This window comes from Arthrobacter sp. Hb9-2, from assembly GCF_059091165.1.
In genome coordinates this window covers 42,415-60,448 of record NZ_JBNHGJ010000019.1, presented here as the reverse complement: position 1 = coordinate 60,448, position 18,034 = coordinate 42,415, and the positions used below count along the sequence as shown (strand labels likewise).

The following is an 18,034-nucleotide window of genomic DNA, read 5'->3' as shown; positions in this document are numbered from 1 at the left end:
TCCCGGCCCGTTCCTTCACTCGGATCGGGCACGGAGTGACCCCGCGTTGGTGTTTAAGGACGACGCCGCCAGGTTACCCTCCCCCGGGAGGTGACCTGACGCCGTCGTACTCCTGCGTCCTAGACCTTGGCGCCGGTGAGCAGCTCATCCAGGCGCTCGTAGCCTTCAGTCATGCCGCCTTCCATGCCGGACTGGGCCATGCCGTCCCGTGCCTCCTGTGAGGGGTAGACCGAGTGTCCACGCAGCCGCGTCCGGCCGTTGCCCAGGTCCTCAAACGTCATGAACTCCAGGCTGACCACATCCGGGTACCCGCCGAATTCGAAGGTCTGGATGGCGAACTCGTTTTCGCGCACCGTGTGGAAGATGCCCTTGAACTCATAGGGGACACCTTCCGGTCCGGTATGCAGGTAGCTGTAGCTGCCTCCAGTCCGGAAATCGTAGTGGTCAATATCCATCTTGTAGCCCCGCGGGCCAAGCCACTGGACGATCAGGTCCGGTTCCTTGTGGGCCCGGAACACGTCTGCGACGGGGAAATCGAACTCGCGCTCGTAGTCGATGAAGGGAAGGCCTTCGGGAACTGAGAGCTTCAGTGCGTTGGTCATTGTTTTTCCTTTGCCTTGGCGCCGTCATGCCCGGCGCTGGATTGAAGCACGGCGTCGAGACTGCGGAACTGCTCCTCGCGGACCAACCTGTACTGGTCGATCCAGGCGGTGAGTGCCTCCAGCCGTGCGGGGTTCAGGTGAACGGGCCTGCGCTGGGCCTCCCGGGTGCGGGTGACCAGCTGCGCCTGCTCGAGTACCTGGATGTGCTTCGAAACTGCCTGCTTGGAGATTTCGAATGGTTCCGCCAGTTCATTTACCGTGGCCGGTCCCCGGCTGAGCCGTGCGATGATGCTCCGCCGCACGGGGTCGGCCAGGGCCATAAAGGCCGAGTCCAGCGCTATGCTCTCGGTGTCCATCGCGGCCTTCTTATTCAACCTAGATGTTTATCAACGTTCTGGTTGTTCAAGACTACGCGTGTGCGCCATCCACTTCAAGACCCTTCGACCCTTGTTTCGCTGGGATGAGCTTTGTTAGTATGTCAATACAAAGTTGAAGAGGAGTAAAAGTGCCACTTGTGCGTATTGATGTGAATGAAGGCCGCAGCGCAGAGGAGTTGCAGCGGCTTAGCCGGGGCATCCATGACGCAATCCTTGCCGAATATGCCATCCCCGAGCGGGACTACTTCCATATCCTCACCGAACACCCGCGGGGGCAGATCTTCGCCCAGGATGCCGGTCTCGGGTTCGAGCGGACCGGGGGAGTGGTGATGATCCAAATTTTTACTCAGGCCGGCCGGACGCAGGAGGCGAAGCAGCGACTGTTCGCGGCGGTGGCGAATGAACTCTCTGAGGTGGGGGTCGCGGGCGAGGATGTTTTCATCGGCTACGTCGAAAACACTGCCGGCGACTGGTCCTTCGGATTCGGCCGGGCCCAGTATGTAACCGGGGAGCTGGCTGTGCCCCGGAAGTAGGCGCAGCACGATGAGTGCCAAAAGTAGCGCGCTCTAACTTTGTTGTAAGTATGTCAGTACAAACCTTTGACAGGACATCCAAACTAGGGCAAAGTAGAGCCCGTGGCGTAGGTCACGGCAGAAAGTCCAGGGCTCCCTCAGAACAGGTTTAGAGTTCCACACCAGAAAGGTCCGCGATCACCGTGACCCACGAGCTTCTCACGATCGGGCGCATCAGCGTTGATATCTACCCGAACGACATTGGGGTTGACCTGGAGGACGTGACGTCCTTTGGGAAGTACCTTGGCGGTTCTCCGTCGAATGTCGCCGTCGCTGCCGCGCGGCATGGCCGCCGGACGGGTGTCATCACCCGCACCGGGGACGATGCGTTCGGCAAGTACCTCCACCGCGAACTGCGCAAGTTCAACGTCGACGGCACCTTCGTGTCACCCGTCAAGCAGTACCCGACGGCGGTGACCTTCTGTGCCATCAAGCCGGCTACGGACGAGTTCCCGCTGTACTTCTACGGGCGGTTCCCCACTGCTCCGGACCTGCAGATCAGGCCAGAGGAACTGGACCTTGAGGCCATCCGCGAGGCCGGTATTTTCTGGTCCACGGTCACGGGCCTTTGCCAGGAACCCAGCCGCAGCGCGCACCTTGCCGCCCATGAGGCCCGGCCGCGTACCGGGCTGGCGGACGGCAAGTTCACCATCCTGGACCTGGACTACCGGCCCATGTTCTGGGACTCCGAAGAAGAAGCGCGCGCCCAGGTCGCCAAGATTCTGCCGCACGTGACCGTCGCCATCGGAAACGACAAGGAATGCGCCGTAGCCGTTGGCGAGGGCACTCCCGATGAGCAGGCGGACCGGCTGCTGGCCGCCGGCGTTGAGATCGCCGTTGTCAAGCTTGGCCCCGAAGGGGTTATGGCCAAAACCCGGACTGAGCGCGTGGTGTCAGCGCCGGTGCCGGTGGAAACCCTTAACGGACTGGGCGCAGGCGACTCGTTTGGGGGCGCCTTCTGTCACGGACTGCTGTCCGGCTGGCCGTTGGCCCAAGTTTTGGACTACGCCAACGCCGCCGGCGCTATCGTCGCTTCCCGCCTCTCGTGCGCCGACGCCATGCCGACGCCGGAAGAGGTCACCTCGTTGCTGGTGGAACGCGGCCGCCTGGTGCCTGGTCAGTTCTCCACGGAAGGAGCAGCACTGTGACTCTCACGCCTCTTGCCTCGAACAACGGCGTGGACGACGACCCGCGCCGCTACGCCCACCTTAGTACCATCCGGCTCGAAGACCCGGACGCTATAGCCCGGGCAGCGAAAGCACGGCGCCGCCATCCCGGCCTCAAATACGGCAAACAAAACTTCATCGTCGCCGCTGACCACCCCGCCCGCGGTGCCCTCGCCGTCGGCAATGATCCGGTGGCTATGGCGGACCGCCGGCAGCTCCTGGACCGGCTGCAGATTGCGCTGGCCAACCCGGACGTGGATGGCGTGCTGGCATCACCCGACATTATGGATGACCTGCTCCTGCTGGGTGCACTGGAAGGCAAACTCGTTTTCGGCTCGATGAACCGCGGCGGGCTGACAGGCCTTGTCAACGAATTCGATGACCGCTTCACCGGCCACACGGCAGCTGCCCTGGAGGCGCTTGGTGCCGACGGCGGCAAGATGCTCACCCGCATCTGCCTTGGGGACCCGGACACAGTTGCCACTCTCGAGGCCACGGCCAAGGCCATCGACTCGCTGGCTGAGCGCAGGCTCATCGCTATGGTGGAACCGTTCCTGTCGGTCCGGGAGAACGGCCGGGTCCGTAACGACCTCTCCACGGACGCCGTGATCAAGTCCATCGCTATCGCTGAAGGATTGGGCTCCACCAGCGCCTATACCTGGATGAAGCTGCCCGTGGTGGCGGAGATGGAGCGCGTCATGGCGGCAACCACCATGCCCACTGTCCTGTTGGGCGGTGACCCGGATGGAACCCAGGACGAGGTTTTCGCGAGCTGGCAGGAAGCCCTGGCCCTGCCCGGAGTGCAGGGCCTCACGGTTGGACGGACACTGCTCTACCCGGCCGACGGCGATGTTGCCGGCGCCGTGGCCATGGCCGCCTCACTGCTGAGCCACACCACCCCAGACCGAACCGAAGAAGTATCGGAGTAGCCTCCCCATGGGAACAACATTAGGAACTGCAACCCGCAGAATGACGGTCGCCCAGGCCGTGGTGGAATACCTTTCCAAGCAGTACACGGTCGATTCGATCGATGGTGTTGAGTACCGTGAGCGCCTGATTCCGGGGACGTTTGGTATTTTCGGGCACGGCAATGTTGCCGGTGTGGGCCAGGCGTTGAAGCAGTACCAGCAGCTGGACCCGGCGATCATGCCGTACTACCAGGGCCGGAACGAGCAGGCCCAGGTCCATCAGGCTGTGGGCTATGCCCGGCACACCCGCCGCCGGCAGACCTTTGCGATCAGTACCTCGATCGGCCCGGGCTCCTCCAACCTGCTGACCGGCGCCGCGCTGGCCACCACCAACCGGCTCCCGGTGCTGCTGCTGCCGTCCGACACGTTCGCCACCCGCGCCGCGGACCCGGTGCTGCAGCAGCTGGAACAGCCCCACGCCTACGACATCACCGTCAATGATGCGTTCCGGCCGCTGTCCAAGTTCTTTGACCGGGTCAACCGGCCCGAGCAGCTGTTCTCGGCGTTCCACCACGGCCTGCGCGTCCTGACCGACCCGGCTGAAACCGGTGCGGTCACCATTTCATTGCCGCAGGACGTCCAGGCCGAAGCGTTCGACGTACCGGAGGAGTTCCTGGCCGAGCGGGAGTGGCGGATCCGCCGCCCGGACGCGGACGACGACGACATCCGGCGAGCAGCCGAGGCCATCCGTGCCGCGAAGCGGCCGCTGATCATCGCCGGCGGCGGTGTCCTCTACGCCTACGCCAACGAGGAACTCGCGAAGTTTGTCGAGCTGACCGGCATCCCGGTGGGGAACACCCAGGCCGGCGTCGGCGTGCTGCCCTGGGATCACCAGTTCTCCTTGGGCGCCATCGGCTCCACCGGCACGACAGCGGCCAACGCCCTCGCGGCTGAGGCGGACCTGATCATTGGCATCGGCACCCGGTACGAGGATTTCACCACCGCCTCGCGGACGGCGTTCCAGAACCCGGACGTACGGTTTATCAACATCAACGTCGCACCGATCGATGCGTACAAGCATGGCACCACCCTGCCGATCGTGGCGGACGCCCGGAAGGCACTGGTGAAGCTCAACGCAGCGCTCGGCGGTTACCGTGTGGGCGCGGATCTGGAACAGAAGGTCGCAGCCGAGAAGAAGCGCTGGAACGCCACCGTGGACGAGGCATTCGATACCCGCTACACCCCGCTGCCTGCACAGAACGAAATTATCGGCGCCACCAGCAGGGCCATGGACGCTCAGGACGTCGTCGTTTGCGCGGCCGGTTCCCTGCCGGGTGACCTGCATAAGATGTGGCGGGTCCGCGACCCGTTCGGCTACCACGTGGAGTACGCGTACTCCTGCATGGGCTATGAGATCCCGGGCGGCCTCGGTGTGAAACGTGCAGCCCTCTCCGAAGCCGCCGCCGGAGGGGTCCAGCGCGACGTTGTCGTGATGGTGGGGGACGGCTCCTACCTGATGATGCACACCGAACTGGTCACCGCCGTCGCCGAACGCATCAAGCTGATCGTGGTCCTGATCCAGAACCACGGCTACGCCTCCATCGGCTCCCTCTCGGAAATGCTCGGTTCCCAGCGCTTCGGCACCCAGTACCGGGCACTGAACAATGAACAGCACAGCTTCGACGAAGGTGAAATCCTGCCCGTCGACCTGGCCCTGAACGCCGAATCACTCGGCGTGAAGGTCATCCGGGTCGAACCGGGCGAAAAAGTCATCGCCGAACTGGAGCAGGCCATCCGCGACGCCAAGGCCGCCCCCGAGCGGGGCGGCCCGATCCTGATCCATGTCGAATCCGATCCGCTGCTGGATGCCCCGTCCTCCGAGTCATGGTGGGATGTGCCCGTCTCCCAGGTCTCCGAACTGGACTCCACCAAAGCTGCTTTCCAGACCTACACCGATCACAAGTCACGCCAGCGCAAACTGCTCGGCTGAATCCCTCCTCGACCCCGCACGTTTTCAACTCAAGGAAGAGTCGCCATGACTGTCACCACCGAGACCTCCACCATCAACCACTTCATCAACGGTGCCGAAACTGCCGGCGAGGGTGAGCGCACCACGTCCGTCTATAACCCGGCCACGGGTCAGGTTACTGCGGAGCTGCGGCTGGCCAACCGCGCCGACCTGGACGCCACCGTCGCCGCCGCCCGCGAAGCCGCCGACAACTGGGGCGACATCTCTCTGGCCAAGCGCACCGCCGTCCTGTTCAAGTTCCGCGAACTCGTCGCCGCCCATGTGGACGAGCTCGCCGCCCTGATCACGGCCGAGCATGGCAAGGTCCTGTCCGACGCCAAGGGCGAGATCGGCCGCGGCCTGGAAGTGATCGAGTACGCCTGCGGCATCCCCACCCTGCTCAAGGGCGATTACTCGGACCAGGTCTCCACCGGCATCGACGTGTTCTCCTTCCGCGAGCCCCTCGGCGTGGTCGCCGGGATCACCCCGTTCAACTTCCCCGTCATGGTGCCGTTGTGGATGGCGCCGATGGCGATCGCCACCGGCAACGCGTTCATCCTCAAGCCCTCCGAACGCGACCCCTCCGCGTCCATGCTGCTGGCCAAGCTGTGGACGGAGGCCGGCCTGCCCGACGGCGTGTTCCAGGTCCTGCACGGCGACAAGGAAACCGTCGACGGGCTGCTCACCCACCCGGACGTGGACGGCATCTCCTTCGTCGGCTCCACCCCGATCGCCCAGTACGTCCACGAAACCGCCACCAAGCACGGCAAGCGCGTCCAGGCCCTGGGCGGGGCGAAGAACCACGCCATCGTCATGCCCGACGCCGACCTTGACAACGCCGCCGACCACCTTGCCGCCGCTGCCTTCGGCTCTGCGGGGGAACGCTGCATGGCCATCTCCGTCGCCGTCGCCGTTGCGGACGCCGCGGACCTGATCGTCAAGAAGGTCGAAGAGCGCGCACTGGCCGTGAAGGTGAACAACGGCACCGCGCCCGACGCGGAAATGGGCCCGGTCATCACCCCTGCCTCCAAGGAACGCATCGTCAAGATCGTCACCGAGGCAGAACAAGCCGGTGCCGCCATGGTGGTTGACGGCCGCGACCTGGTGGTCCCGGGCCACGAAGACGGCTTCTGGGTAGGCCCGACCGTCATCGACCACGTCAAGACCGGAATGACCGCCTACACCGAGGAAATTTTCGGACCCGTCCTCGTGGTTGTCCGCGTCGCCAGCCTCGAAGACGGCATCAACCTGATCAACGCCAACCCGTACGGCAACGGCACCGCCATCTTCACCTCCTCCGGCGCCCACGCCCGTACCTTCCAACGCTCCGTGACCGTCGGCATGATCGGGATCAACGTGCCGCTGCCCGTTCCTGTGGCGTACCACTCCTTCGGTGGATGGAAAGCCTCCCTGTTCGGTGACAAGCACATCTACGGCCCCGAGGGCGTCTCTTTCTACACCCGCGGCAAGGTCGTCACCTCCCGCTGGCCCGAATCCACCGCCGCTTCGGGCGCCTCCTACAACTTTCCCTCCCACGCCGACGACCATGCAGTGCGCCACGACGGAATCGCAGAAGGACTCCCTGACGAGCTGGCGCACGGAGAAGACTCCGTTCCGGGCCGGGCCGACGATGCAACTGAAGGCCGCGGACGGCGCGACTGACCCCTTTCGACCTACGCCATCCCAGCTGAGCACCCCGACAACAGAAAGACAACGCTGTCATGACAGACCAAGAGAACAAGCTCATCATCGGCACCGCGCCGGACTCCTGGGGCGTCTGGTTCCCGGATGACCCCAAGCAGACGCCGTGGGAGCGGTTCCTGGACGAGGTCGCCGAATCCGGCTACAAGTGGATTGAGCTGGGCCCTTACGGTTACCTTCCGACCGACCCCAGCCGCCTCGCGGAGGAGCTCAAGCAGCGCGACCTCAAGGTCACCGCCGGCACCGTCTTCACCGCTTTCCACCGCGGGCTGGACCAGTGGGAGACCGCCTGGGAGCCGGCCCGCAAGGTGGCTGAACTGACGGCAGCCATGGGCGGCGAGCACATCGTGGTCATCCCGGCCATGTGGCGCGACGACGTCACCGGTGAAGCCGTGGAAAGCGGCACGCTCAGCGACAAGGCCTGGAGCGACCTGTTCGGCGGGCACAACCGCCTGGGCAAGACCCTGCTGGAGGACTTCGGCCTGAAGCAGCAATTCCACTCCCACGCCGACTCCCACGTTGGCGCGCAGGAGGACATTGAAACCCTCCTGGCCGCCACGGATCCGCAGTACCTGAACCTTTGCTTGGACACCGGCCACGCCGAATACTGCGGCGCCTCCAGCCTTGAGCTCATCAAGAACTACCCGGAGCGGATCGGCTACCTGCACCTGAAGCAGATCAATCCGGAGATCCTGAAGAAGGTCAACGAGGAAAACATGACCTGGGCCGCAGCCAACCTGGCTGGCGTCATGACCGAGCCGCCGAACGGCCTGCCGGACCTCCAGGCCGTCATCGAAGCCGTGGAGGCACTCAACCGGCCCATCTTCGGCATCGTGGAACAGGACATGTATCCGGTTGCCTTCGATGTGCCCATGCCGATCGCCAAGCGCACCCGCAACTATCTGCTGTCCTGCGGTTCCCGTACTGCTGTCAGCTAACCGCATCCGCCACAGACACTAAGGAACGAAACAATGACTGAAACCCTCCGCGTCGCCGTCATCGGCGCCGGGCGCATGGGCGCTGACCACATCCAGCGCCTTTACACCCGCATTCACGGAGCCGAAATTGCCGCCGTCGTGGACGTTGACCTTGCCCGCGCCCAGGCAGCTGTCGCAGGCATCCCAGGCGCCGTAGCCCTTGCCGACGCCGAGGAAGCCCTCAATAACGGTGATGTCAACGCAGTACTCATTGCCACGCCCGGCTTCCTGCACGAGGACATCCTGCTCAAGGCGATTGCCAAGGACATCCCGATCCTGTGCGAGAAGCCGCTGACCCCGGACGCCGAGTCCTCCTGGAAGATCGTCCAGGCCGAGGTTGCACTGGGCCACAAGCGCATCCAGGTTGGATTCATGCGCCGCTTTGACGCCGAATACGCCGCACTCGGACAGATCATCCGCAACCATGAGTTGGGTGAGCTGCTGATGCTGCACCACCAGCACCGCAACCCCACGACGCCGGCCGGCTTCACTAATGAGATGCTGATCAACGACTCCGTGGTCCACGAGTTTGACGCCATCCGGTTCTTCACGGGCGAGGAAATCACCAGCATCCAGGTCCGCCTGGGCAAGGCCACCAGGAATGCCCCGGCCGGCCAGCACGACCCCCAGCACGTCCTGCTGGAAACTGAATCCGGAGTCCTGGCCGACGTCGAAATCTTTGTCAACGCAAAGTACGGCTATGAGGTTGGTACCCAGGCGTCATTCGAAGAAGGCGTTGTCAGCATCGGCGGCGACAAGGGACCCTACACCCGCAGCGCCGGCCGCTGGGGCGGCAACGTCACTCCCGGGTTCGAAGAGCGATTCGGCGCGGCGTACGACGTCGAAATCCAGTCATGGGTGGACGCTGCGCTCAGGGGCGAGATCGGTGGCCCCACCGCCTGGGATGGTTACGCCACTGCGGCCTGCTGCGAAGCCGGCGTCGAGGCGCAGAAGAACGGCGAAAAGGTGGCAGTAAAGCTGGCCGCCAAGCCAGCCCTCTACAGCTAGCAGCCCTTCTATTCCTGACTCATCCATAATGGAGTGTTCCCCGTGAAAATCGCGCTTGACCCCACCCCGTTCCACCACAGCCACAACCTGCTGGAATTTCCCCGCGTGGCTGCGGACCTGGGCTACAAATACCTGCAGATGACACCGCATGCAGACTTAATCCCCTTTTATAACCACCCAAAAGCAGACGACGAACTCGTTACGAAGATGAACAAGGCCTGCAAGGATGCCGGCGTGGAAATCGCCTCAGTGCTCCCTGTGCTCCGCTGGTCCGGTCCGGACGAGGATGCCCGCGAGGCAGCTGTCCGCTACTGGAAGCGTGCCATCCAAATCACGGTGGACCTGGGCGTCAGCACCATGAATACTGAATTTAGTGGCCGCCCGGAGAAAGCCGAAGAATCCGAGCGGGCCTTCTACCGCTCCATGGAGGAACTGCTCCCGATCATTGAGCGCGAGGGACTGGATGTCCTGATCGACCCGCATCCGGACGACTTCGTCGAAGACGGCCTGGCCGCCATTCGCGTTATCCGCGGAGTCAACTCGCCCAACATCGGCATGGTCTACGTGGCCTCGCACTCGTTCCACATGGGCAACAAGCCGTTGGAGATCATGCGGGCCGCCGGTGACAAACTTCGCCTGGTCCACGTTTCTGACTCCATGGACCACAACGCCTCCCATGGCTTGCGTTACATCACCAACCCGCCGGGCAACGCCGTGCGTGTGCACCAGCACCTGAAAATCGGCGACGGCGACGTGAACTGGGACGAGTTCTTCGGCGGCCTGAAGGAGATCGGCTTCCTGGACAAGGACAACACGGTGATGGTGTCCAGCGTCTTCGCTGAGGACGAGAAGGCCGAGGACGTCTCCCGGTACCAGCTGGAGACGATGCAGGACTATATCGCCAAAACGAAGTAGTGGAGGCGCGGATGGAAAACAGCAAAGGAACCACGACCGCGCCCCGCGCGGTGGGAACGTCCGGCATTGCAGGAAACTCCACACCGTCAAAGTCCTCCGACCCGAAGAAATTCATGCGGAAGGTGGCGCTCTTCTCCACCTTCGGCGGCCTGCTGTTCGGCTACGATACTGGCGTCATCAACGGCGCACTGCCCTTTATGCAGCGGGATCTTGGCCTTACTCCGCTGACTGAAGGGCTCGTCACCTCCACGCTCCTCTTCGGTGCAGCATTTGGTGCCATCAGTGCCGGACGCCTATCGGACCGCTTCGGCCGGCGGAAAACCATCATGGGGCTGGCACTGATCTTCGTCGTCGCCACCATCTTCTGCACTCTTTCGCCGAGTATTGAACTGCTGATAGCGGCAAGGACCTTGTTGGGCCTCGCCGTGGGTGGTGCTTCGGTGATCGTCCCTGTATACCTCGCGGAGATGTCGCCGGCGGCCCACCGCGGCCGAATCGTCACGCAGAACGAACTGATGATCGTCACCGGGCAGTTCCTGGCCTTCACGTTCAACGCGGTGCTGGGCAACTTGTTTCCTGAAGAAGCGAACATCTGGCGCTGGATGCTCGTGATTGCTACGTTGCCGGCCGTAGTGCTCTGGTTCGGGATGCTCGTCCTGCCGGAAAGCCCTCGCTGGCTTGCGTCCGCCGGCAGGTTCGGCGCCGTCCTGGAGGTGCTGCGCTCCACTCGCGCTGCCGGGGACGTGTCAGCAGAGTTCGACGAGGTCCGGCAGGCGGCCAGGGAGGATTACCAAGCCAAACTCGGAACGGTCAAGGACCTCACCGTCCCGTGGATCCGCAGGATCTTCGTAGTGGGTCTCGGCATGGCCATCATCAACCAAATCAGCGGCGTGAACGCGATCATGTACTACGGTACGTCCATCCTGTCCTCGTCGGGATTCGGTGACCGTGGCGCACTGCTCGCGAATGTCCTCAACGGCATCACCTCTGTGGTGGCCGTGGTCATAGGTATGTACCTGATGTCGCGGGTACGCCGTAAACCCATGCTTATAGTGGGACTGTGCGGCACGTCCTCGTCCCTGCTGGCGATCGCGATTATCTCCTTCGCCCTGCCGGAAAGCACCCTGCGCGGTTACCTGGTTCTGCTGTTCATGGTGACGTTCCTGGCCTCCATGCAGGGCTGCATTGGCACCGTCACCTGGCTGACCATGTCCGAGATCTTTCCGATGCACGTCCGTGGCGTTGCTATGGGTATCTGCGTTTTTGTGCTCTGGATGGTCAACTTCCTCATAGGTTTCTTTTTCCCACAGATGGTCGCGTGGATCGGTGTTTCGGCTACGTTCCTCATCTTTGTGGCGCTGCAGCTCGGCGCCATCGTTTGGGTCAAGCGGGTGGTCCCGGAAACCAAGGACAAGTCCCTCGAGGAGCTCGAGCACCTGTTCAAGGAACGTTCCCGCGTGGACGCCTAAGGCCCTCAACCACGGGGCGGCGCACCAGGCGCCACAAGAAACGCCCGACGCCGGCCGGCGTCGGGCGTTTCTGCGTCCAGGATGAGGGCGGTGCTAGAGCGCAATCACCGCGTTCCGCATCGCGCTTTTCCGGCGGCGTCAAGAACCTCCAGTGTCCGTACCCCTTCAGCCGCCGGTACCGGTTCGGGGCCTTCCCCCTGACAGCGCGGGCGAATTCCGCGTAGAAGCCGGCATAAAGAGATGGCAGGACCCAGGAACCACAGCATCTGGTCCACAAGGTGGCTGCCAAAATCCCGGAGGAGTCCGCCACTGGGACCAAACGAGTGGACCCGCCACAGCTCACCGAGTTTCCCTGATGCAAGGACGTTCGCGAGAGTGAAGATATCGGCGTCACGCCGCCGGTTGTGATAGACGTTCAGGACAACCCCGGCCTGGCTGGCCGCGAGTTCCAGCTCCCTGGCGTCTTTCGCTGTGGGCGCCGGTTCGCCGCCGACCTGGCCACCACCCCGGCGAGTTCCACGCCGTCGGCCGCTTCCACAAACGGGGCATGGAAGTACCGGCCGCCTGCTCCATAGTCCACAATGCCGATCCGCATCATTCGTTTCCTTTGCCTGTTGAATTTATTGTTCGGGTGGCCTGATTGGAAAACAGCAGGAGGGACGGCGCGTTTGCGCCGCCCCTCCTGCTGTCGGGGTGTCCCTCGGGTTATCAGGCGGTCGGGTTCAATGAGGCCACGAGGGCTGCGTCAGCGTCCTTCAAAACTTTGGCGGCTACTTCCAGTCCTTCGATCCTGCCCAGCGAAACGTCCTCGTGCTCGATATTGACCAACATGTCCGGATCTACCTCGTGCAGTGCGCGCAGGAACTCCGTCCAGAAGGCCGTGTCGTGCCCGCGTCCGAGTGCCACAAAGTCCCAGGCGGAGTTCTTGGGCCACTCGTTGGCCCACTCGTCGCCACCAAGATTGGTGCGGTTCTCCTCCGGCGCGAGCCGACGGAAACTGTTGTCCAGCACGCCGTAGAGCGCGGCGTTTTCCGTATTCACGCGGACGTCCTTTGCTGCTGCCTGGAACACCAGCGGGCCGAGTTCGCGGACCACAGCCACCGGGTCCATCTGCTGCCAGAACAGGTGGGAGGCATCAAGTTCCACTCCGACGTGTGTTGCACCCGTGAGCTCGATAAGTTTGCGGACATCGGCGGTGTTGAAAACGAGGTTTTGGGGGTGCAGCTCAAGAGCCACCTTGACGGCATGGTCAGCAGCAAGGCGGTCAGTTTCCTTCCAGAACTCCGCTGCCACGCCCCACTGATAGTCCAGTACATCCAGCGCAGCCGAGTTCCAGGCGTTGACTACCCAGTTGACGGTGGTCGCGCCTGGTTCGCCTCCGGGCAGACCGGACATGGTTACCACCCGGTTCTGCCCCAGGCGGTGTGCCAGCCGGACGGAACGGCGGATGTCTTCGGCGTGCTTCTCACCGATCTCACGCTTGGGGTGCAGCGGGTTGCCGTTGCAGTTCAGGCCGGCGATCGAGACGCCGGTGCCTTCGAAAATCGCAAGGTAGTCGTCCCGCGCGGCGTCGCTTTCCAGGATTTGGTCCATGGTGGGGACATGGACGGCAGGGAGGAATCCGCCCGTGTTGATTTCAATGCCGGTGAGGCCAAGATCGGCTATGACCTTCAGCGCTTCGGGAAGTGGACGGTCATGCAGGATCGCGTTGTAGACACCGAGTTTCATAGCGTGATTTTCTTTCCGTTGTTAAGGGCGGATTCGGTGACGGCGCCCAGCAGTTCCATGTTCCGCACGCCCTCGTCAAACGTGGCACAGCGGGGGAGAGACTCTTCTTCGCTGAGGCCGGCAATCTCTTCGAGGAATGCACGTGCTTGGTAGCCAAAGGCATCGTTCTGGCCAAAGCCCACTTCGGGGGCGTCCATGGCGAGCCCGCCGGCGATGTACGGGTGGCCCGGGCCCAGGATGACCTGCCGGTAACCATTTTCGTTGCCGGAGCCGTCGTTGAGGAACAGCTGGATTTCGGACGGACGGCGCTGGTCGAACTTTGCGGCACCGTTTTCGCAGAACACCTCGAACTGAAGACTGTTGGCGTGTCCGGCCGCAACGCGGGAGACTTCAAAGCTGCCGGCGCCCGTGGCGAATTCCGCATTGAAAGCCGCATAGTCGTCGTTCTCGACGGCTTGGAAGGTGTCGCTGACAGCGGCATGGTCATGGCCCATTACAGCAGTGAGCGGCAGTGGCCGCTTGTTGATGACGGTGCTGAGCTGCCCGCCGGAAACGGACTTGATGTCGCCGCACAGGAATTCGGAAATGTACGTCAGGTGGGATCCGACGTCGGCGAGGGCGCCTGAGCCGGGGCCGCCTTTATAGCGCCAGCTCATGGGAGCGGACGGGCTGAAGCCGTAATCCGTCCAGTAGCGGCCGCTGAAGTGCAGGACGTTGCCGAGCACTCCGGTCCGGATGAGGTCCCGGATATAGGCGATGCCCGGTGTGCGGCGGAAAGTGAACCCGATCCGCGCGATGCTGGACGCGCTGCGGGCTGCGTCAGCCATGGCCCGGGCGTCTTCCATGGAATCGCTCAGGGGCTTTTCGCACAGCACGTGCTTGCCGGCGGCGAGCAGGCCCTCAACAACCTCACGGTGGAGGGAATTGGCGATGACCACGCTGACCACGTCGATGTCATCGGCTTCGGCGATTGCCTGCCATGAGGTGTCGTTACGCTCGTAACCGAAGCGCCGGGCGGCCAGGGAGCCGAATTCGGGATTGACGTCACCGATCGAAACCAGGCGCACCGGAGGAAGGACCGGGCTATAGAGGACGGACGCCGTCCGGTATGCGGCGGCGTGGGCCTTGCCGGCCATGCCTGCACCGATGACGGCTACACCAAGGCTTTCAGCCATTAATTTCTCCTTTGAAATTCAGCCGCGGCATGAAGGTCCGCCGGCATTTTGTAGCGCTACAATTTTTACGCTGACCTTGAGCGTAGCCATGTCTATTTGTCCTGTCAATCATCCGCCGGGATATTCTCAACCCAGAGATGAAAGGCTTTTTGATGACGAATGATCGCCCCAAAACCCGGCGCCCCACCATCTATGACGTCGCAAAGCAGGCGGGAGTCTCGCCGTCGTTGGTTTCGCTGGTGCTGCAGAATCCGGTGCGGGTAAGCGAGAAGCGGCGCGAGGCTGTGCAGGCGGCAATCACGGAACTTGGCTACCGCCCAAGCCAGGCAGCCACGGCCCTCGCAAGCAGCCGGACGAAGAGCATAGGCCTCGTGATCGACGACTACCGAAACCTGTGGTTCGTTGATCTTCTGCGGGGCATGGAGTCCGTGCTGACGCAGGAAGGCTACCGGGTGATGCTGGCTGACTCCCGGCCCGGCGAGAACCGGATCAGTGACGCTGTGGACGGCCTGCTCGCCATGCATGTTGACGGTTTGGTGATTGCGGCTGAACCCAGCGAGTCAATGCTCACCGGCGCTGGCGTGCCCACGGTGGTGGCAGGGTGGCGGAACGGCGTACCCGCCGGGGCGGACCTAATCACCAATGACGACGACGGCGGCGGTGCCATGGCTGCCGACCACCTGCTGGGTCTCGGCCACACCAGGATTGGGCACCTGTCGGGGTTCGGCGGCGCCGCCGCCCACCGCCGGGCGGGTTTTGCCAGCCGCCTTCGGGACGCAGGCGCTGATATGCGCGTCGTTGGGGAGACGGGGGGTACGTCGGAAGAGGACGGGTACGCATCGGCCTGCTGGCTGCTGGACCACCATCCTGACACAACGGCTATTTTCGCTGCCAACGACACAATGGCGCTGGGCGCCTTTGGAGCCATCAAGGCGCGCGGCTTGGCGGTCCCGTCTCAAATTTCCGTGATCGGATATGACAACTCAACCCTGGCCAAGTCCCGCTATCTGGAGTTGACCTCCGTGGACAACCGAAGCGACCTTGTGGGTAAGGAAGTGGCTAAAGCGCTGCTCGCACGGATAGAAAGCGCTGCCCCAAGCCCAGGGCGGACCCTTATTGCGCCGACATTGGTTGTCCGCGGAACCACTGCTCCGCTATCCGACTGAGGGTGCAGGAGGCCGAGCGCCAGACGTTGGTCTAAACATCCTAATGTCAGGACAAACTCTTGACATTCGTGAATTAGATCACCATGATCGAGGTAGGCAGTGCCCCGGAGGCTGCAAAGTGGCAGCCCGGGACCTGAGATCAAAGGAGATTATGGTGGCTAATTTTTCTTGGCGTAAAGCGGCTCTGTTGACGGCAGTAGTTCCCATGCTGGCGTTGAGCGCGTGCTCAAGCGGTGGTGGACGGACTCCCGAAACTGGAACAGGGGGCGGTGGTGGCCAGGTTGCCACCACCGAGCGGATGAAGATAGCACTGATAGCGCACGCCCCCGCTGGTGACACCTTCTGGGATACCGTCCGTAAGGGCGCAGAAGAAGCTGCAGCAAAGGACAATGTCGAACTGCTCTACACCTCAGATCCTGAGGCCGGCCGGCAGGCGCAACTGATCGAGCAGGCGGTGGACCAGAAGGTGGACGGGATCGCGGTAACGCTGGCCACTCCCGACGCGCTGAAGAGTGCGCTCAAGAAGGCCTCTGATGCGGGAATCCCGATCGTGAGCTTTAATGCTGGCGAAGCGGCTTCTGCCCAACTCGGGGCGTTCACCCACTTCGGCTCGAATGAGAAGCTCGCCGGTGAAGCAGTGGGTTCGAAACTTGCCGAGGGCGGCTACAAGCACCCGGTCTGCGTCATCCAGGCGCAGGGGCACGTGGGGCTCGAGGCCCGGTGCGCCGGTGTGAAGGCCAAAGTGCCCGGTACCGAAATCCTGTATGTCAACGGTGCAGACATGACGTCTGTTGAATCGACGGCGACCGCAAAGCTCCAGGCTTCCGCGGATGCTGACGTCATCATCGGCCTCGGCGCACCCATCACGCTGACGCTCATGAAGTCAGTCTCTACGGCCGGAAGCTCGGCCAAGGTTGCCAGCTTCGACCTGAACAAGGAACTCGCGCAGAAGGTTGCCGATGGCAGCGTACTGTTCACCGTGGATCAGCAGCCTTGGCTGCAGGGCTACGGCGCAGTGGATGCGCTGTGGCAGAACAAGCGGGGCGGCTTCAAGCTCGGTGGCGGACAGTCAGTCCTCACTGGCCCGGCAATCGTCGACCAGTCCAATGCAACCGAAGTCCTGAAGTTCGCCGAACAGGGAATCCGCTAACAGCCCGCTTGCCGGGCCGGCCAGCGCCAGCCCGGCAGCAAGGAGAAACATCATGACCATCACCCAGACCAAGATCGCATCACCGGCGACCGATGAGCGCGTCGCCAAGCGCAATCCCTTGCAGAAGCTCCTCGGCCGGCCTGAGGTCGGTGCCCTGGTGGGCGCAATCGTCCTTTTTGTCTTCTTCGCGTTGGTGTCCCCGACGTTCACCCAGCCCAATGCGCTGGCAACCATTCTCTACGGCAGCTCCACAATCGGAATCATGGCCGTAGGGGTGTCGCTGCTGATGATCGGCGGGGAGTTCGACCTTTCCACAGGTGTCGCCGTGATTTCATCGGCGCTGACGGCGTCTATGTTCAGCTGGTACTTCAGCACGAATGTCTGGGTAGGGGTCCTCCTGGCTTTGCTGGTGTCCCTCGGTATCGGCTTCATCAACGGCTGGATCCTGATGAAGACCAAGCTGCCAAGCTTTATCGTCACCCTCGCAACCTTCCTGATGCTGACCGGCCTAAACCTGGGCCTTACGCGTCTGATCGGTGGCTCCGTCTCATCGCCGTCAATCTCCAACATGGATGGCTTCGATACGGCCCGCGGGGTCTTCGCCTCCGCGGTAAACATCGCCGGCATCGAAGTAAAAATCACGGTCTTCATCTGGATCGCACTGGTCGCCGTAGCCACCTGGGTGCTGATGCGGACCCGGGTTGGGAACTGGATCTTCGCCGTGGGCGGGGACGAGAACGCGGCCCGCGCAGTCGGCGTGCCGGTCAAGGCCACCAAGATTGGCCTGTTTATGGGCGTGGGATTCTGTGGCTGGGTCCTCGGCATGCACAACCTCTTCGCCTTCGATACCGTCCAGTCCGGTGAAGGCGTGGGCAACGAGTTCCTCTACATCATCGCCGCGGTGATCGGCGGGTGCCTGCTGACCGGCGGCTACGGTTCTGCGATCGGCGGCGCGATTGGAGCGTTCATCTTCGGCATGGCCAACAAGGGCATCGTCTACGCGCAGTGGAACCCGGACTGGTTCAAGTTCTTCCTGGGCCTGATGCTGCTCCTGGCCACCATCGTCAACCTCATCGTCAAGCGCCGCGCAGAACTGAAGTAAGGGGCCGGAA

General features: G+C 63.0%; 16 protein-coding genes and 1 pseudogene. 12 read left to right on the top strand and 5 right to left on the bottom strand.

Features of this window, described 5'->3' with window-relative positions:
* Positions 1-119: 119 nt before the first annotated feature.
* The gene (locus AC5RV1_RS12255) at positions 120-602 is read right to left on the bottom strand and encodes an SRPBCC family protein (RefSeq protein ID WP_493994738.1); all 483 of its coding nucleotides are present in this window, start codon (positions 600-602) and stop codon (positions 120-122) included.
* Positions 599-958 carry an ArsR/SmtB family transcription factor gene (locus AC5RV1_RS12250; protein ID WP_493994737.1) on the bottom strand — a complete coding sequence of 120 codons (360 nt, stop codon included), beginning with the start codon at positions 956-958 and terminating at the stop codon, positions 599-601. Before AC5RV1_RS12250 ends, AC5RV1_RS12255 begins: the two co-directional genes overlap by 4 nt.
* Before the next feature lie 149 nt (positions 959-1,107).
* Here AC5RV1_RS12250 and AC5RV1_RS12245 point away from each other — a divergent pair, with 149 nt between their 5' ends.
* From AC5RV1_RS12245 to AC5RV1_RS12205, 9 genes and pseudogenes are all read left to right on the top strand, one after another.
* Complete coding sequence (locus AC5RV1_RS12245; protein ID WP_493994736.1) at positions 1,108-1,512, top strand: tautomerase family protein; 405 nt, start codon at positions 1,108-1,110, stop codon at positions 1,510-1,512.
* A 182-nt stretch (positions 1,513-1,694) separates the two neighbouring features.
* Positions 1,695-2,699 carry a 5-dehydro-2-deoxygluconokinase gene (gene iolC / locus AC5RV1_RS12240; protein WP_493949035.1) on the top strand — a complete coding sequence of 335 codons (1,005 nt, stop codon included), beginning with the start codon at positions 1,695-1,697 and terminating at the stop codon, positions 2,697-2,699.
* Entirely contained in the window at positions 2,696-3,646 is a 951-nt protein-coding gene (locus AC5RV1_RS12235; protein ID WP_493949036.1) for a Cgl0159 family (beta/alpha)8-fold protein, read from the top strand. Before iolC ends, AC5RV1_RS12235 begins: the two co-directional genes overlap by 4 nt.
* A gap of 40 nt (positions 3,647-3,686) precedes the next feature.
* Positions 3,687-5,615, top strand: coding sequence for a 3D-(3,5/4)-trihydroxycyclohexane-1,2-dione acylhydrolase (decyclizing) (gene iolD / locus AC5RV1_RS12230; RefSeq protein ID WP_493994735.1), 1,929 nt, complete (start codon positions 3,687-3,689; stop codon positions 5,613-5,615).
* A gap of 45 nt (positions 5,616-5,660) precedes the next feature.
* Positions 5,661-7,169 (top strand): annotated as a pseudogene (locus AC5RV1_RS12225) (CoA-acylating methylmalonate-semialdehyde dehydrogenase); the annotation flags it as partial.
* 185 nt (positions 7,170-7,354) lie between these two features.
* Positions 7,355-8,272, top strand: a complete 918-nt coding sequence (locus AC5RV1_RS12220) for a sugar phosphate isomerase/epimerase family protein (RefSeq protein ID WP_493994734.1) — start codon at positions 7,355-7,357, stop codon at positions 8,270-8,272.
* 33 nt (positions 8,273-8,305) lie between these two features.
* Positions 8,306-9,319 (top strand): Gfo/Idh/MocA family protein, encoded by a 1,014-nt coding sequence (locus tag AC5RV1_RS12215; protein WP_493994733.1) that lies wholly within the window; start codon positions 8,306-8,308, stop codon positions 9,317-9,319.
* Between the two features lie 42 nt (positions 9,320-9,361).
* Positions 9,362-10,234 (top strand): sugar phosphate isomerase/epimerase family protein, encoded by an 873-nt coding sequence (locus AC5RV1_RS12210; protein WP_493994732.1) that lies wholly within the window; start codon positions 9,362-9,364, stop codon positions 10,232-10,234.
* 11 nt (positions 10,235-10,245) lie between these two features.
* Entirely contained in the window at positions 10,246-11,703 is a 1,458-nt protein-coding gene (locus AC5RV1_RS12205) for a sugar porter family MFS transporter (protein WP_493994731.1), read from the top strand.
* A 415-nt stretch (positions 11,704-12,118) separates the two neighbouring features.
* Here the strand turns inward: AC5RV1_RS12205 and AC5RV1_RS12200 are convergent, their stop codons facing one another.
* From AC5RV1_RS12200 to AC5RV1_RS12190, 3 genes are all read right to left on the bottom strand, one after another.
* Positions 12,119-12,301 carry a hypothetical protein gene (locus tag AC5RV1_RS12200; protein ID WP_493994730.1) on the bottom strand — a complete coding sequence of 61 codons (183 nt, stop codon included), beginning with the start codon at positions 12,299-12,301 and terminating at the stop codon, positions 12,119-12,121.
* A gap of 110 nt (positions 12,302-12,411) precedes the next feature.
* Complete coding sequence (locus tag AC5RV1_RS12195; RefSeq protein WP_493949042.1) at positions 12,412-13,431, bottom strand: sugar phosphate isomerase/epimerase family protein; 1,020 nt, start codon at positions 13,429-13,431, stop codon at positions 12,412-12,414.
* Positions 13,428-14,606: a Gfo/Idh/MocA family protein gene (locus tag AC5RV1_RS12190; RefSeq protein WP_493994729.1), complete on the bottom strand. Its 1,179-nt coding sequence runs from the start codon at positions 14,604-14,606 to the stop codon at positions 13,428-13,430. Before AC5RV1_RS12190 ends, AC5RV1_RS12195 begins: the two co-directional genes overlap by 4 nt.
* A 152-nt stretch (positions 14,607-14,758) precedes the next feature.
* Between AC5RV1_RS12190 and AC5RV1_RS12185 the strand changes: the two genes are divergently transcribed.
* The 3 genes from AC5RV1_RS12185 to AC5RV1_RS12175 all read left to right on the top strand — a co-directional run bounded on the left by AC5RV1_RS12185 (position 14,759) and on the right by AC5RV1_RS12175 (position 18,024).
* Positions 14,759-15,772: a LacI family DNA-binding transcriptional regulator gene (locus AC5RV1_RS12185; protein ID WP_493949044.1), complete on the top strand. Its 1,014-nt coding sequence runs from the start codon at positions 14,759-14,761 to the stop codon at positions 15,770-15,772.
* A gap of 154 nt (positions 15,773-15,926) precedes the next feature.
* Positions 15,927-16,922: a substrate-binding domain-containing protein gene (locus AC5RV1_RS12180; RefSeq protein ID WP_493949045.1), complete on the top strand. Its 996-nt coding sequence runs from the start codon at positions 15,927-15,929 to the stop codon at positions 16,920-16,922.
* A 52-nt stretch (positions 16,923-16,974) separates the two neighbouring features.
* A complete protein-coding gene (locus tag AC5RV1_RS12175; protein ID WP_174175979.1) occupies positions 16,975-18,024 on the top strand; it encodes an ABC transporter permease in 1,050 nt (349 codons plus the stop codon).
* Positions 18,025-18,034 lie beyond the last annotated feature (10 nt).